The following is a 13,722-nucleotide window of genomic DNA, read 5'->3' on the forward strand; positions in this document are numbered from 1 at the left end:
TATCGTGCTCACGGTTCCCACGTACGGCCGCCGTCCGGAGGTGTCCCATGCCCACGCCGCCTCGGTCCCCAGCCCGGCCGCAGCGCCGCCCGCAACCGCCCCGCCGCCGCCCCCCGCACAGTGCCGTGCGCCGCCGGAAGCCCCGTTGGGCGATGCGGGCGGTGACGGGCCTGTCCGTGGTGCTCCTTGCCTCCGCCGGGATCGGCCACTCCCTGCTCAGCGGCCTGGACGCGGACATCGCCCGCGTCGACCCCTTCAAGGACATGAAGAACCGTCCGCGCGCGGGCCACGGCATGAACATCCTGCTGGTCGGCACCGACGGGCGCGACCGGATCACCGAGCGGGAGCGGCGGACCTACCGGCTGGGCGGCGCGCCCTGCCACTGCACCGACACGATCATGATGGTGCACATCTCGGAGGACCGGGAGCGCGCCAGCGTGGTGAGCCTGCCGCGCGACTCCTACGCCGAGGCGCCCGCGCACACCGACCGGAACACGGGTGAGCTGCATCACGCCCACCCCATCAAGCTCAACGCCGCCTACGCGGAGGGCGGCCCGCGGCTGACGGTGCGCACGGTCGAGCAGATGACCAGGGTGAAGATCGACCACTACCTGGAGGTCGACTTCGTCAGCTTCATGAAGACGGTCGACGAGCTCGGCGGTGTCAGGATCTGCACCGCCCGGCCCCTGAAGGACTCCTACACCGGCCTCGACCTCGCCGCGGGCACGCACCTCCTCAACGGCGGCCAGGCCCTCCAGTACGTCCGCTCCCGGCACGTCGACGGCGCCTCCGACCTCGGCCGCATGAAACGCCAGCAGCGTTTCCTGGCCGCCCTGGTGGACCGCGCCACGTCCTCGGGGATCCTGCTGAACCCGCTGAAGTTCCGGGACGTGACGCGGGCGGTGCTCGGCTCGGTGCGGGCGGACAAGGGGTTCGGCACGGACGAACTGCTCGACCTCGGCCGTGCGATGCGCACCTTCTCCCCCGCCTCCTCGGAGTTCACCACCGTCCCGATCGGCCGGATGGGATACGCGGTCAAGGGCCTGGGCTCGACGCTGAAGTGGGACCCGGCCAAGGCCGACGCCCTGTTCGAGAAGCTGCGCGAGGACCACCCGCTCAGCAATCCCCGCCCGCGCAGCACCGCCGCACTCGTCGAGGTGCCCCCGCGGCAGATCCGCGTACAGGTCGAGAACGGCACCTCCACGGCGGGCCTGGCCCGGCGGGTCGACACCGCACTCGCCGCCACGGGCTTCCGCACCACCAAGGCCCCCGTGAACGCCGGCGGCCGACCGGTGCACCGTACCGTCGTCTCCTACGACCCCCGCTGGGACCGCTCGGCCCGCGCCCTCGCCGCCGCCCTGCCCGGCAGCGAGCTGCGCGCGGTCAAGGGGCAGGGCGCCGTCATGAAGGTCATCGCAGGGTCGGACTTCACCCGGGTCCGGCCGGTGCGCGGCGAGGAACCGGCGAAGACGGACGCGCCGGTCGTCCGGGGCAACGAGGTGGGCTGCTCCCAGGGCGTGTCCCGAATGTAGCGTCGTCCGCCCGCAGGACGGGGCTCGCGGCGTCCGGTGCGGTGCATCGCGAGGCAGAGGGCCGCCCGCGTACCGGGCGTACGCGGGCGCCCCCGGCGACGCGGCGATGCGCCGTGCCAGGCGTCGCGAGCACGACGTGCCTTTCGAAACCCGCCCGGCGCCGCGTCGCGGAAGGTCTGCCGTCGGACGTCCCGGTCACGGCACCGGGGCCGCGTCGGGCGGTGGCCGCGGGGACGGACGAGGAGCGCGTGGCGGCACACCGGGGCTCCCGCGGTGCCGGGGCGGTGGCCCGGATGCGCGGGCCGCCCGCGCCGGCGGCCCCGGCACCGCGCGGCGGGTGGTCGGCGGCCCGGGTGGGCGGCGCGGGTCGTGCTGTCGCATCCGTGAGGAACATCGGGGGTGTCACGGACTTCGCCGCCGCGGACGCACGGCGTGACTCCGATGGACGCGGGCCGCGGACAGGCGTAGGACAAGAAGGGCACGGGGTCCGCCCCGGGCCCCTCTCGTCCCCCAGGAGGAGCCATGACCCAGCCCGGAACCACCGCCCCCATGAGCAAGGAGATGCAGGACTGCGTCGAGGCCTGCATGGCGTGCCACGGCGTGTGCGAGGAGACCATGAGCTCCTGCCTGCAGAAGGGCGGCGAGGCCCAGATGCAGATCATGCGCGCGCTGATCGACTGCTCCGAGATGACACGCATGTGCGCCGACATGATGATGCGGCGGTCGCCGCTGGCGGCCGAGATGTGCGCGATGTGCGCCGGCGCCTGCGACATGTGCGCCGAGGCGTGTATGTCCATGCCGGACGACAGCCAGATGATGCGCTGCGCCGACTCCTGTCGCCGCTGCGCGGAGATGTGCCGCGCGATGGCGGGCGCCACGATGTGACAAGCCCCGGTCGGCCGCCCCGCGGCCGGACACCAGGGCACCGCGCCGCCGCCGGACTCAAGGGCACCCCGCGGGGTGCCCTTGATCCGCGCCCTACGGGCCGTCCGGCAGGGTGGCTCCATGATCGACACGACGGAGGCCTTCGACACGGCCGAGCGGGAGATGTGGGGCGGGCGGGCGGAGGCCTACGCCGGGAGCTTCGCGCGGCTGTGCGCCCACCCGGTGGAGGCGCTGCTGGACACCGCGGGGGTGGGCGCGGGGACACGCGTCCTGGACGTCGGCACCGGGACCGGCACGGCGGCCGCCGCCGCCGTGGAACGCGGAGCGCGGGTGCGTGCCGTGGACGCCGACGCCGGGATGGTCGCGGCGGCACGGGCGCGGGGCGTCGACGCGCGGACTGCGGTGCTTCCGGAACTCCCCTACGGCGATGGCGAGTTCGACGCCGTCGTCGGCAACTTCGCCCTCAACCACGTCGGCCGGCCGCGGGCCGCGCTCGCCGAGCTGCGGCGGGTGCTGCGGCCCGGCGGGCGTGTCGCGGTCACCGTGTGGGGCGGCGGCGGCCAGAGCGGGATGGAGCTGCTCGGGCGGGCCTGCGAGGCGGCCGGCGCCGTCGTACCGCCCCATCTGCCGAGGCTGGCGCCCGAGGAGGACTTTCCCCGCACGACGGACGGCCTGGCGGAGCTGCTCGCCGGAGCCGGATTCACGGGCACCGGCTGCACCGAGCCGGTCTGGGAGCACCGGGCCACGCCCGAGGAGTGGTGGACCGGTGCCGCCGCGGGGATCGGCACCATCGGGCGGATCGTCACCTCGCAGACCCCCGCGACGCTCACCCTCGTCCGCGAGGCCTACGACCGCCTCGCCGGCGGGCTCACCGACGGCGACGGCCGGCTGCGGCTGCAGCACCGGGCGCTGCTGGCGAGCGGGACGGCGTAGGGCCTGCCGCGGACGTGCCGCCGTCGGCCCCGAGCGCGGGGCGGGCGGGGTGTACCCGCGGGCCCCGCTGCGGGGGTCACAGCAGCGGGGTCAGGGCCCGCTCCAGGTCGGCCGGCTCGCGGAAGTGGACGCCGGTCATGCCCAGGGCCCGGGCCGCCGACACGTTCTCCTCGGTGTCGTCGACGAACAGGCACCGTTCCGGGCGAGCGCCCGCGCGGGACGCCGCCAGCCGGTAGATGCGCGGGTCGGGCTTGGCGAGGCCGACCCGGGCGCTGCTGACGACGTCGTCGGCGAGGTCGGTCAGGCCCAGCCCGGCGAGGTCGTCCTCCAGGGCGAGTGTGGCGTTGGTGACCAGGACCAGCGGGACGCGGATGCGGGCCCGGCGCAGCAGGGAGACGACGTCGCCGTCGGCGCGGAACGGCAGCTCCATCAAGGTCGAGCCCAGTTCCCAGGCGGTGTCGTCGGGTACCGTACCGGCCAGCTGCGCGGCGATGGACTCCACCCACTCCTGCGGGGTGATCCGGCCCAGCAGCACCGGCAGGTCCGTGCCCGGGGCGAAGGCGACCTTCATCGTCGTGCCCTCGGCGAGTCCGGCGGTGCGTTCCAGCGCGAGCAGGCCGGAGGGGTCGTAGTAGCGGATGACGTTGTCGACGTCGCACAGGACCGCGTCGAAGGGCGGCCGCCCGGCAGGCGGCCCGCTCACCCCTTCACCGTGACCTTCTGGTCGTTCTTCAGCTCGTCCACCAGTTGCTCGACCTTCGCCTTGTCCCACAGCAGGTTGCCGCCGGAGGAGCCCGAGATCGGCATGTTCATGGAGGTGCCGTCGCCGCTGTTGACGCCCTTCATCGCGAAGAACATGGACGCGAGGTCCCACAGGGACATGTCCTTGTCGACGATGAGGGAGTCCAGGCCCGCGCCCACGGTCGGGTAGAACGCGAACGGGTTCAGGACGGTCGACGGAGTGGCGACCTGGTGGGCCAGGGCGGCCAGGAACTTCTGCTGGTTCTTCGTGCGCTCCAGGTCGGAGGCGGCGAAGGCGTGCCGGGTGCGCACGAAGGCCAGGGCCTGCTCGCCGTTCAGGGTCTGCTTGCCCGCCTGGAAGTCGGCGCCGGAGTACTTGTCCTTGAAAGCCTTGTCGATGGTGATCTCGACGCCGCCCACCGCGTCCACGATGTTCGCGAAGCCGGCGAAGCCGATCTCCACGTAGTGGTCGATGTGCAGGCCGGTGTTGAACTCGACCGTGCGGACCAGCAGGGTGGGCCCGTCCTCGGCGTAGGCGGCGTTCAGCTTCACGTGCCGGCCCGTGCCCTTGAAGGTCTTGCCGGACTCCGAGCCCTTGTACGTCGGGATCTCCACGTCCGAGTCGCGCGGCAGGGAGATCAGCGTGTCCCCGTTGTCACCGACGTGCAGGATCATCATCGAGTCGGTCCGCTTGCCCTCGGCGGAGCCGGTGTGGAGCTTCTGCTTGTCCTCCTTGGTCAGGCCCTCGCGGCTGTCCGAACCGACGATGAGGTAGTTGGTGCCCTCGCCGGCCGCGGGCCGGTCGACGACCGTCGACAGGTCGACCTCGCGGCGCAGTTTGGAGTCGGCCCAGAAGTAGGTGCCGACGGTGGTGACGACGAGCACACCGGCGACCGTGATCGCGGTCCACTTGATCCGGCGCCGCCAGTCCGGGCGGGGCCCGGGCTGCGCGGGGCCGGCGCCCGGGTCGCCGCCGTCCGGCACACCGCCGCCGCGGCGGCCGGAACCGTAGACCTGGCCGGTGTTGTAGCCGCTGTCGTACCCGCCGCGGCCGTCGTCCTGGCCCTCGCCGCCGTCGACGTACGACGGCTGCGGCGGGACCTGGCCGCCGTAGCCGCCCTGTCCGGGCGGTGCCGCCGGGCCGCGGCGGACCTGGCGCATGACGCGGGCGCCTTCCGGCTGCGCTCCGGCGCTGCCGCGTCCGTAGCGGGGGGTGCCGCGGTTGTCGTCGGACCATCCCTGGGGCCAATCGTTCATGCGCCCCAGTGTGCCGGGCATGGCCGTGTTCCTTACAAGAGTCGTCGGGAAATCAGAGCCCGGCTGTTGCGAAGTCAACACAAAGTCCGCGAGTACGGCAGCGGCATAAGGTGGACGCCATGACAGACCAGGCCTCCGCCGCGGAAACGGCAGCCCCGGAGATCCCGGGCAAGCCGACCGCGGCCTCCCGCACCACCCTGAGCCACATCATGACCCACAACGACACCAACCTTCTGGGCACGGTGCACGGTGGTGTGATCATGAAACTGGTCGACGACGCGGCGGGCGCCGTCGCCGGACGCCACTCCGGCGGTCCCGCGGTCACCGCGTCCATGGACGAGATGGTGTTCCTGGAGCCGGTCCGTGTCGGCGACCTCGTCCATGTCAAGGCGCAGGTCAACTGGACCGGCCGGACCTCGATGGAGGTCGGTGTACGGGTCCTGGCCGAACGCTGGAACGAGTCCACCCCGGCCACCCAGGTCGGGTCCGCCTACCTGGTCTTCGCCGCAGTGGACGCCGACGGCAAGCCGCGCCCCGTGCCGCAGGTGGTCCCCGAATCCGAACGGGACGAGCGCCGCTACCAGGAGGCCCAGATCCGGCGCACCCACCGCCTGGCCCGGCGCCGGGCGATCCGGGAGCTGCGGGAGAAGCGGGCGGCGGAGGGGATCGAGGACTGACGCGCCGCGCCGGAGCCCCCCGGCGGATCAGTCACGCAGGCTGATCCGGCCCCGCCGCCGGGGGCCGTCGAGCTTCGTCCGGTCCACTTCGGGCCGCGGCGCCGGCTGGGCCGCCATCAGCTTGATCGTCCGGCGTCCGGCCAGCGCCGCCCGCCACTGCCCCAGGTGCGGCCTGCCGCCCCTGGGCCCGGCCGCCTGCTGCCACAGGGCGCGCACGGCCGCCTCCCGCCGGTCGTCGAGCACCCCGGCAAGCAGCGTCAGCGGCCGGCCGGGGGCAGCGTAGGCGTCCTGGGCGAGCACACGGCCGATCACCAGCGCGACCTTGTAGCGGTCGCTGTCGACGGTGACCGCGCCCGGCAGGGCCATCGGGTCGTGCCAGTCGGGAGTGTCCGCCTGGGTCAGCACCGGCGGCCGGCCGGCGAGCCGGACCCCGTCGCAGTCCAGCAGGTGCACCGCCGGGCCGGGGTGCACCGTCCACAGCACGTTCGCCTGGGACACGTCGCCGACGACCAGTCCCAGGGAGTGCATCCGGTCGAAGAGCTCCACCACGGCCAGCACCAGCGCGAACCGCTCGGACGGGCTCGGCTGGGGCACCGCCCGCCAGGCCGCCTTGGGGGCGCGCAGCAGGTACGACAGCTCGGTCAGCCGGGCGTCGCCGCGCGCGTCCCGCCAGGTCATGGCGTCCGGGGCGCGACGCATCAGGAAGCCGGTCACCCGGCCGCCGTCGACCACCCGGCACAGCGGCCACGCCGCCTCCCGGTCCAGGCGGTCGCGGTCGGCACCGGTGAGCTGCTGGCGCAGGTCGACCAGGTGGGCGAGCCGGTCGGCGGCGACCTTGTGGGGCTCCCGGTAGCTCTTGTAGAGCAGCCGGCCCGGGCCCTCGACGTCGAACACCTCGCCCTGGCCGCCGTCGCCCATCCGGCCGCCCAGCCGCAGGCTCCCCAGCGCCACGTCGGCGCCGTCGTCCGCGGTCACGACCTGCCCTCCCAGAGCGCCACGGCGGTGCGGTCGTCGTCGTAGGACTTCACCCGGTACTGGAGCTGCCAGAGGAAGTCGGCGGGGCCCGGGACGGTCTCGCCGCCCCACGCCCGGGCGAGGAACTCGCGCATCCCGGCGTCCCCGGCCAGCGGCGTGGACAGGCCGTCGGTGCTCAGGACGAGCAGGTCCCCGGGCTCGGCCGGGCCCAGCAGCTCGGCCTGCAGCCGGACGCCGTGCGGGAGGGCCGGCGTCCGGGTGTCGATCATGCCGCCGTCCGCCTGGTCGGCCCCGGTGACCGACACGGCCCACTGCCCCGCGCGCAGGAGCGACGTGCCGCCGTCGCCGACCGCGAGGAAGCCGCGCAGCCGGACCGCGGGGTCCAGCGGCACCAGCAGCACGCGCAGGGTGGTGGCGTACGCGGCCGGGTCGTCTCCGCGCTCCTGCGCCTGGTGGGACAGGAGCGTGGCGATCCGCACGACGGCCTTGCCCGCCGCGGTGGTGAACCGGTCCGTGCCGCCCTCGCGCAACGCGGCGGCGATCTCGCCGGCAGCGGCGTCCAGGCTGGTCGCCGCCAGCCGGCAGGCCTCGTGCGAGCCGACGTGGGAGCGGGACGCCGACCCCACGCCGTCGGCCACGGCGAGCAGCAGCAGTTCGTCGCCGGGTGCGCCGACGCGCGTCACGGCGAGCGCGTCCTGCCGCGGCTCTCCGTGGTAGCGGTGGGAGTCCCCGCGCACCGACGCGGCGCGCACGGTGAGCGGCCCGTGCACGGCACCGTCCACGACCATGTCCGGGATCAGCGCGGCGAGGGGGTCCGGCCGCACGGGCAGGGCTCCCTGCGGTTCCGGCGGATACAGCGGGGGCTTGGTCCCGGAGTGGAACGGCACGCCCAGCGCGGGAACGCCGCCGGGCCCCGCCGCGCCTGCCCCGGGACGGCCGTCCGCTGCCTGGCCCGGCTCGGCCGCCCGCACCGGACCGGCCCCGGCGGGCGGCGCGGGCGCGGCCGGTGCGCCGGGGGCCTGCGGCACGGCGGAGGCGGCAGGGGCGCCGGGAACGAGCTGCCCCCCGGACGCCGGCAGTACGGCGGCGGGGTGCGGCTCGGGGGGCGCCGTCCCCGGGGCGGGATGCGCACCGGGGGCCGGCTGCACCTCGGGGACCCAGGGCACCCCGGACGCCGGCTGCACCGCGGGCGCCGGCTGCTCCCCGGGGGCGGAGTGCGTCCCGGCCGCCGGCCACACACCGGGAACGGGCTGCGCGCCTGACGCGGACCGCATCGCGGGACCCTGCTGCGCCACGGGGCCCTGCACGCCGGCGGGCGGCTGATCGCCGGGCGCGGGGGCCGATTGCGGCGCGGGGGCGGGAACCGGGGCCGGGTAGGAGGGCGGGTACGGCTTGGCAGCCGGGTCGGCATCGGCCGCAGACGGCGCACGCAGGTCGGCATCCGCGTGTGCGGTCTCCGGCCTGCCGGTGACGACCTGGTCCGCGGTGCGCCAGATCTCCTCCAGCGGGTCGTGCCGCTCCGGCGGCAGGTGCGGCGGTCCTGCGTTCATCGGCGTGCAGCTCCCTCGTCCTGTTCGGTCCTGACGGGCACGGGCATGGCGCTCACAGCTTGTCGAGGGAGACCGTCGAGAAGCCCGGCACGGTGTCGTCGACGGCCAGCGTGAACCCGTTGCCGCCGTCCGCCGCCATGGTCGCCGCCGACCGGACGATCGAACGGGTCAGGCTGGAGGCGAACTCGCGCAGGGCCTGGGCGGGCGACACCGAGGAGTCCTGCTGCATGAAGGCGCGGAAGTTGGCGACCTGGGCGATGACGCTCTCCTCCGCCTCCCCGATGCCGAAGGCGATGATCTTCGGGCAGTACCGGGAGGCGCTCAGCTCCTTGTAGGCCTGCTCCCACGCGTGGTCCGTGGGGATGCCGTCCGACAGGAAGAAGGCGACGGGCCGGTACACCTCGTGGCCCTGCGTCTTGAGCGCCGCCACGTCGGCCTCGATGGAGTTCCGCAGGGTGCGGAAGGCCTCGCCGTAGGAGGTGAGGCCGCCGGCGGCCAGGCCGGGCACCTCGTCGATGTCGCTGAGGTCCACCAGCGGCTGCAGGACGGTGGCGGTGTCGGAGAAGCCGATCAGGCAGAACCGGGTCTTGTCCGCCACCGTCGGGTTGGTGCTGATCTCGTGGTGCAGGTCGGGCAGCGCGCCGTTGATGGCGTCGATCGGTTCGCCGGTCATCGACCCCGACTCGTCGCAGAGCAGGTAGAAGGGCAGGATCTGCAAGGTTCATCCCTCCGGCGGGGCGCTCGGGTCAGTGGGTGTAGAAGTAGATTTCGAGGTCGGCGTGGCCCGTTCCGGACCCGCCCTTCCAGAAGTCGCGGGTGGTGGTGCCGCGGAACATGTCCGGGCGGGCCTGCTGCAACGACGCGTTGACCTCGTGCGCGTAGTCGCCGCCCGCTCCGGGGTCGGGGTGGCGCCCGAAGGTCAGGACGAAGGCGGCCTGCCGTCCCTGGTACCGCGCGGTGGCCCGGCGCAGGCCGCGGACCATGGCCGTCCGGTCGCCCCGTGCCGCGTCGACGGACACCTCGACGGGGTGACGCTCCACCGCCCGGGGGCCCTGCGGGCGGGTCGCGGCGTCGCCGGCGGAGGCCGACGGGGACGGGGAGGCCGCGTCGGTGCGGCCGGCCGTCGCCGCCAGCGGATCGCCCTGGTCCCCCATGGCCACCAGGGCGAGGACGAGCAGCAGGTCGGCGAAGAGCCAGCCGGCCAGGTGCAGCGGCTGGAACCTGGGGCGGCTCATCGCGTCCTGGTCAGCGATGTGGGGACGTGCGGGGCCGGGTCGGCGCCATCGGGCGGGCCGCCGGCCGGGCCGCCCGGTTCACCGGTCTCCCGGACAGGCCGCGCCGCTCGCGGCCCGGCCGCCGGTGGGGCGGTCGCCGCGGGAATGACGACCCGGAGCTCCTGCGCGAGCCGGGCGAAGCTCTCGGCCGCGTCGCGCAGGGCGTCGGTCTGCGCGGCCAGTTCCCGCGCGGCACGCTGGGACTCCCGCACGGCGTCGCCGGTGCGGTCGGTGATGTCGCCGACACTGCCGACGAGCTGGGACACCACGTCGGCGGCCACCTCGATACCGGTGGTGTAGGCCCGCTGCGCCGCCGCCAGTACCGTCACCGACTCCTCGACGCGATCGCCGGCGACCTCCACGGCCGCCCGCACCTCGCCGTGGGCGCCGCGCACGTCGTCGAGGGCCGCGCCCAGCCGCACGCCGTTCTCACTGACGGCCGTCTCGATGCGTGCCGCGGCGTCCTCCAGCGGACGCACGGCGCCGTCCACTCCCGCCAGCCGGTGCTCCGCGGCCTGCACCGCGGCATCGACGACTCCCGCCGCGGCGGTGAGGTCCCTGTGCACCCGGACGGCCTTGTTGCCCAGCTCGGTCAGGGTGCCGGCGGCCTGGGTGAGCTCGGCGGCGAAACGCTGCGGGGAGCTCAGCCGGTGCCGGTTCAGCACGAGTTGGGCGCGGGTCAGCGACGACACCAGGTCGGCGGTCAGCCTGCCCGCGTCGCGCCCGGCGGCCTCCTCCCGCCGGGTCACGGCGGCCCGCCGCAGGCCGTGGACCAGGACCAGGCCGAACAGGACCAGGATGGCGGCGGTGGCGCTGAGCGCGACGTGCCCGAAGGTGAAGGCGCCGGTGAGGTGCCCCTCGAAGCCGGACTGCCAGAGCTGGAGGAAGGGCCGTTCGGCGGCCTGCGGGTTCGTCCCGGTCAGGGCCTCGTACGCACTCGACGCACGGGTCAGGCCGTACCAGGTCAGCATCAGGGGCGCGAAGACCAGTGCGCCCAGCGCGGCCTCCAGATAGGACCAGATCCCGGGCTCGGCGTCGCGGGCGCCGGGCATCCGCAGGCTCTCCGGGCGGGCGAAGGCGGTCAGCAGGTCGAGTTCCGACCAGGGGTCGAGCGCGGTGGGCTCGTGGGACTCCAGTGCCTCGGCCAGCGCGGTCAGTTCCTGCCGGCGGGGTTCGAGCGGTGGCCGCTGGGCCAGTTCCGCGATGCTCCGCGCGACCGCGCGACGGTCCAGCAGAACGCCATCGGGCATTCCCACCCCCATGCATGCCGTGTGCGGGACATGCGCACGCGGCCGTCGGGCTCCCCACCCGTTCGACGCGCCGCAGACTCCCCCGTCGGGTCGCGCGCACCGGACGGGCGACCAGGACGCCCGACGATACTCCAGACGGCGCCGCGCCCGCAGGAGCTCCCGCCACACTCCTCACCTCGTTCATTTGTCCGAACAGCGGTGAGAGGAGGGGTGGTTGAGCAGGAGGGGGCGACCGCGGCCCCCGTCCGCCGCGGTCCGAGGCCGACCGGGACAGCGCCTTCGGGGTCCCGTTCCGGGGTCGTACGGCCAGGTGACGGACCGGCGCCCGCCTTCCGTCCCAGCCCTTGCCCGGCCTATCGAATCTCGATAGATTCCGATCGCTGTTCGATGGAAGGACGGGCCGTGGGAAAGCTGACAGTGCGGGCGCTGCGCGCCGTGCTCGTGGTGGTGCTCGCCGGCACCGTGTTCGTCCAGGCAGGGATGGTGTGGGCGTTGGCCACCGACCCGGAGGACGGGCCGCTTCCGCTGAACCCGCTGCGTGTGATCACGATCCTGGGCATGGGTTCGGCCCAGGTCGCGCTGGTCTGCGTAGGGCGACTGGCGACGATGGTGCGACGCGGAACCGTGTTCTCCCATGCCGCCTTCCGGTACGTGGACGGCGTGATCGGGGCGATCACGGCGGCTGCCCTCCTGTGGTTCGCGGTCACGGCCCTCAATGCGCCGGGCCAGCGGGACGACCCGGGCGTCACCGTCGTCATGGGCGGGATCGGGGTGGCCGTCCTGGGGGTCGCGCTCATCGTCCTCGTACTGCGGATGCTGCTCGCCCAGGCCGTCGCGCGCGACGCCGAAGCGACGCAGATGCGGGCCGAGTTGGACACGGTGATCTGATGCCGATCGTCGTCGACATCGATGTGATGCTGGCCAGGCGGAAGATGTCCGTGGGCGAGCTCGCGGACCGCGTGGGGATCACGCCCGCCAACCTGGCCGTACTCAAGAACGGCCGCGCCAAGGCGGTGCGCTTCGCGACGCTCGCCGCGCTCTGCGCGGTGCTCGACTGCCAGCCGGGCGACCTGCTGCGCTGGGAGGACGAGGACGCCGCGTGCGGATGACGTGCCCCGGGTGGACCGTGAGGACGCCCGGCACCACCGGCCCGCGACACGGCATGCGGACCGCGTGGACGGGAATCGCCGATCACTCGCGGCACCGCCCCGCACCCGTCGGGGAGTTCCTGGTCGACCGGCACCGCACCTCCCGGTCGACGTTCGGGACCCGCGACCCGCGACCTCCGCAGGCACCCGACCTTCCCGGCAGGAGGAACGGCCGGCGCCACGGTCCGCGACCTTCGTCCGCCGTCACGTGCGACGACAGCCCCGTCTCCGGGCAGATTCCCGTGACGGGGCTGTCGTCGCACGTACCGGTCGGTGGCGGCCGAAATGCAGCGCCGGGCTAGGGAAGGTTCCTGGCCATCACGATCCGCTGCACCTGATTCGTGCCCTCATAGATCTGCGTGATCTTGGCGTCGCGCATCATGCGCTCCACCGGGTAGTCCCGGGTGTAGCCGTACCCGCCGAGCAGTTGGACCGCGTCCGTCGCGGCCTCCATGGCCACGTCGGAGGCGAAGCACTTGGCGGCGGCGCCGAGGTAGGTGAGGTCGGCGTCGCCGCGCTCGGAGGCGGCGGCAGCCTGGTAGGTCAGCGCGCGGGCGGCCGAGATCTTCATGGCCATGTCCGCGAGCATGAACTGGATGCCCTGGAAGTCGGCGATCGGCTTGCCGAACTGCTTGCGCTCCTTGACGTAGCCCTTGGCGTAGTCGAGGGCGCCCTGGGCGATGCCGAGGGCCTGGGCGGCGATGGTGATACGGGTGTGGTCCAGCGTCTTCATCGCCGTGGCGAAGCCGGTGCCCTCCTCGCCGATCATGCGGTCGGCGGGGATGCGGACGTTGTCGAGGTAGACCTCGCGGGTCGGGGAGCCCTTGATGCCGAGCTTCTTCTCCGGGGCACCGAAGGAGACGCCCTCGTCGGACTTCTCGACGACGAAGGCGGAGATGCCCTTCGAGCGCTTCTCCGGATCGGTGACCGCCATCACGGTGTAGAACTCGGAGACGCCGGCGTTGGTGATCCAGCGCTTCACGCCGTTGAGCACCCAGTGGTCCCCGTCACGGACCGCGCGGGTCTTCATGCCGGCCGCGTCGGAGCCCGCGTCGGGCTCGGACAGGCAGTACGAGAACATCGCCTCGCCCTTGGCGAGCGGGGTCATGTACTTCTTCTTCAGGTCCTCGCTGCCGGAGAGGATCACCGGCAGGGAGCCGAGCTTGTTCACCGCGGGGATCAGGGAGGACGAGGCGCACACGCGGGCGACCTCCTCGATCACGATGACCGTCGCCAGGGCGTCCGCGCCCGCGCCGCCGTACGACTCGGGTACGTGCACGGCGTGCAGGTCACCTGCGACCAGGGCGTCCAGCGCCTCCTGGGGGAAGCGGGCCTCCTCGTCCACCGCGGCGGCGTAGGGCGCGATCTTCGCCTCGGCCAGCGAGCGGACGGCGTCGCGGAGCATGTCGTGCTCTTCGGACGGGCGGTACAGGTCGAAGTCAGCCGATCCGGCCAAGGTCTCTCACGCTCCAAAACGCTGCGATGGTGGCGCTAACTACC

At 73.9% G+C, this 13,722-nt stretch carries 14 protein-coding genes; 6 read left to right on the top strand and 8 right to left on the bottom strand.

All coding sequences use genetic code 11. The features are described from left to right. The first annotated feature begins 47 nt into the window (after window positions 1-47). The 3 genes from JS756_RS17980 to JS756_RS17990 all read left to right on the top strand — a co-directional run bounded on the left by JS756_RS17980 (window position 48) and on the right by JS756_RS17990 (window position 3,350). A complete protein-coding gene (locus JS756_RS17980; protein WP_205384127.1) occupies window positions 48-1,532 on the top strand; it encodes an LCP family protein in 1,485 nt (494 codons plus the stop codon). A gap of 522 nt (window positions 1,533-2,054) precedes the next feature. Further along, entirely contained in the window at window positions 2,055-2,417 is a 363-nt protein-coding gene (locus JS756_RS17985) for a four-helix bundle copper-binding protein (RefSeq protein ID WP_205384128.1), read from the top strand. Between the two features lie 120 nt (window positions 2,418-2,537). Then, window positions 2,538-3,350 carry a class I SAM-dependent methyltransferase gene (locus JS756_RS17990; RefSeq protein WP_205384129.1) on the top strand — a complete coding sequence of 271 codons (813 nt, stop codon included), beginning with the start codon at window positions 2,538-2,540 and terminating at the stop codon, window positions 3,348-3,350. A 76-nt stretch (window positions 3,351-3,426) separates the two neighbouring features. Here JS756_RS17990 and JS756_RS17995 read toward each other — a convergent pair whose 3' ends face one another. After that, window positions 3,427-4,053: an HAD family hydrolase gene (locus JS756_RS17995; RefSeq protein ID WP_205384130.1), complete on the bottom strand. Its 627-nt coding sequence runs from the start codon at window positions 4,051-4,053 to the stop codon at window positions 3,427-3,429. Beyond that, entirely contained in the window at window positions 4,050-5,348 is a 1,299-nt protein-coding gene (locus JS756_RS18000) for an LCP family protein (protein WP_205384131.1), read from the bottom strand. Before JS756_RS18000 ends, JS756_RS17995 begins: the two co-directional genes overlap by 4 nt. A gap of 119 nt (window positions 5,349-5,467) precedes the next feature. Here JS756_RS18000 and JS756_RS18005 point away from each other — a divergent pair, with 119 nt between their 5' ends. Further along, entirely contained in the window at window positions 5,468-6,025 is a 558-nt protein-coding gene (locus JS756_RS18005; protein WP_205384132.1) for an acyl-CoA thioesterase, read from the top strand. Window positions 6,026-6,052: 27 nt separating this feature from the next. On the opposite strand, the gene JS756_RS18010 is transcribed toward JS756_RS18005, so the two are convergent. The 5 genes from JS756_RS18010 to JS756_RS18030 are packed head-to-tail and all read right to left on the bottom strand — an operon-like array spanning window position 6,053 to window position 11,074. Beyond that, window positions 6,053-7,000, bottom strand: a complete 948-nt coding sequence (locus JS756_RS18010) for a hypothetical protein (protein ID WP_205384133.1) — start codon at window positions 6,998-7,000, stop codon at window positions 6,053-6,055. Next, window positions 6,997-8,550 carry a protein phosphatase 2C domain-containing protein gene (locus JS756_RS18015; protein WP_240203943.1) on the bottom strand — a complete coding sequence of 518 codons (1,554 nt, stop codon included), beginning with the start codon at window positions 8,548-8,550 and terminating at the stop codon, window positions 6,997-6,999. Before JS756_RS18015 ends, JS756_RS18010 begins: the two co-directional genes overlap by 4 nt. Before the next feature lie 52 nt (window positions 8,551-8,602). Continuing rightward, a complete protein-coding gene (locus JS756_RS18020; protein WP_205384134.1) occupies window positions 8,603-9,268 on the bottom strand; it encodes a vWA domain-containing protein in 666 nt (221 codons plus the stop codon). A gap of 28 nt (window positions 9,269-9,296) precedes the next feature. Then, a complete protein-coding gene (locus JS756_RS18025; protein WP_205384135.1) occupies window positions 9,297-9,785 on the bottom strand; it encodes a hypothetical protein in 489 nt (162 codons plus the stop codon). Continuing rightward, the gene (locus tag JS756_RS18030; protein ID WP_205384136.1) at window positions 9,782-11,074 is read right to left on the bottom strand and encodes a hypothetical protein; all 1,293 of its coding nucleotides are present in this window, start codon (window positions 11,072-11,074) and stop codon (window positions 9,782-9,784) included. Before JS756_RS18030 ends, JS756_RS18025 begins: the two co-directional genes overlap by 4 nt. A gap of 402 nt (window positions 11,075-11,476) precedes the next feature. Between JS756_RS18030 and JS756_RS18035 the strand changes: the two genes are divergently transcribed. After that, window positions 11,477-11,962 carry a DUF2975 domain-containing protein gene (locus tag JS756_RS18035; RefSeq protein ID WP_205384137.1) on the top strand — a complete coding sequence of 162 codons (486 nt, stop codon included), beginning with the start codon at window positions 11,477-11,479 and terminating at the stop codon, window positions 11,960-11,962. Then, on the top strand, window positions 11,962-12,183 hold the full coding sequence (locus JS756_RS18040) for a helix-turn-helix domain-containing protein (RefSeq protein WP_205384138.1): 222 nt from the start codon (window positions 11,962-11,964) through the stop codon (window positions 12,181-12,183). Before JS756_RS18035 ends, JS756_RS18040 begins: the two co-directional genes overlap by 1 nt. A 337-nt stretch (window positions 12,184-12,520) precedes the next feature. On the opposite strand, the gene JS756_RS18045 is transcribed toward JS756_RS18040, so the two are convergent. Beyond that, window positions 12,521-13,678, bottom strand: coding sequence for an acyl-CoA dehydrogenase family protein (locus JS756_RS18045; protein ID WP_275892700.1), 1,158 nt, complete (start codon window positions 13,676-13,678; stop codon window positions 12,521-12,523). Window positions 13,679-13,722 lie beyond the last annotated feature (44 nt).

The sequence above is a fragment of the Streptomyces actuosus genome, assembly GCF_016921115.1.
Classification (GTDB): domain Bacteria; phylum Actinomycetota; class Actinomycetes; order Streptomycetales; family Streptomycetaceae; genus Streptomyces; species Streptomyces actuosus_A.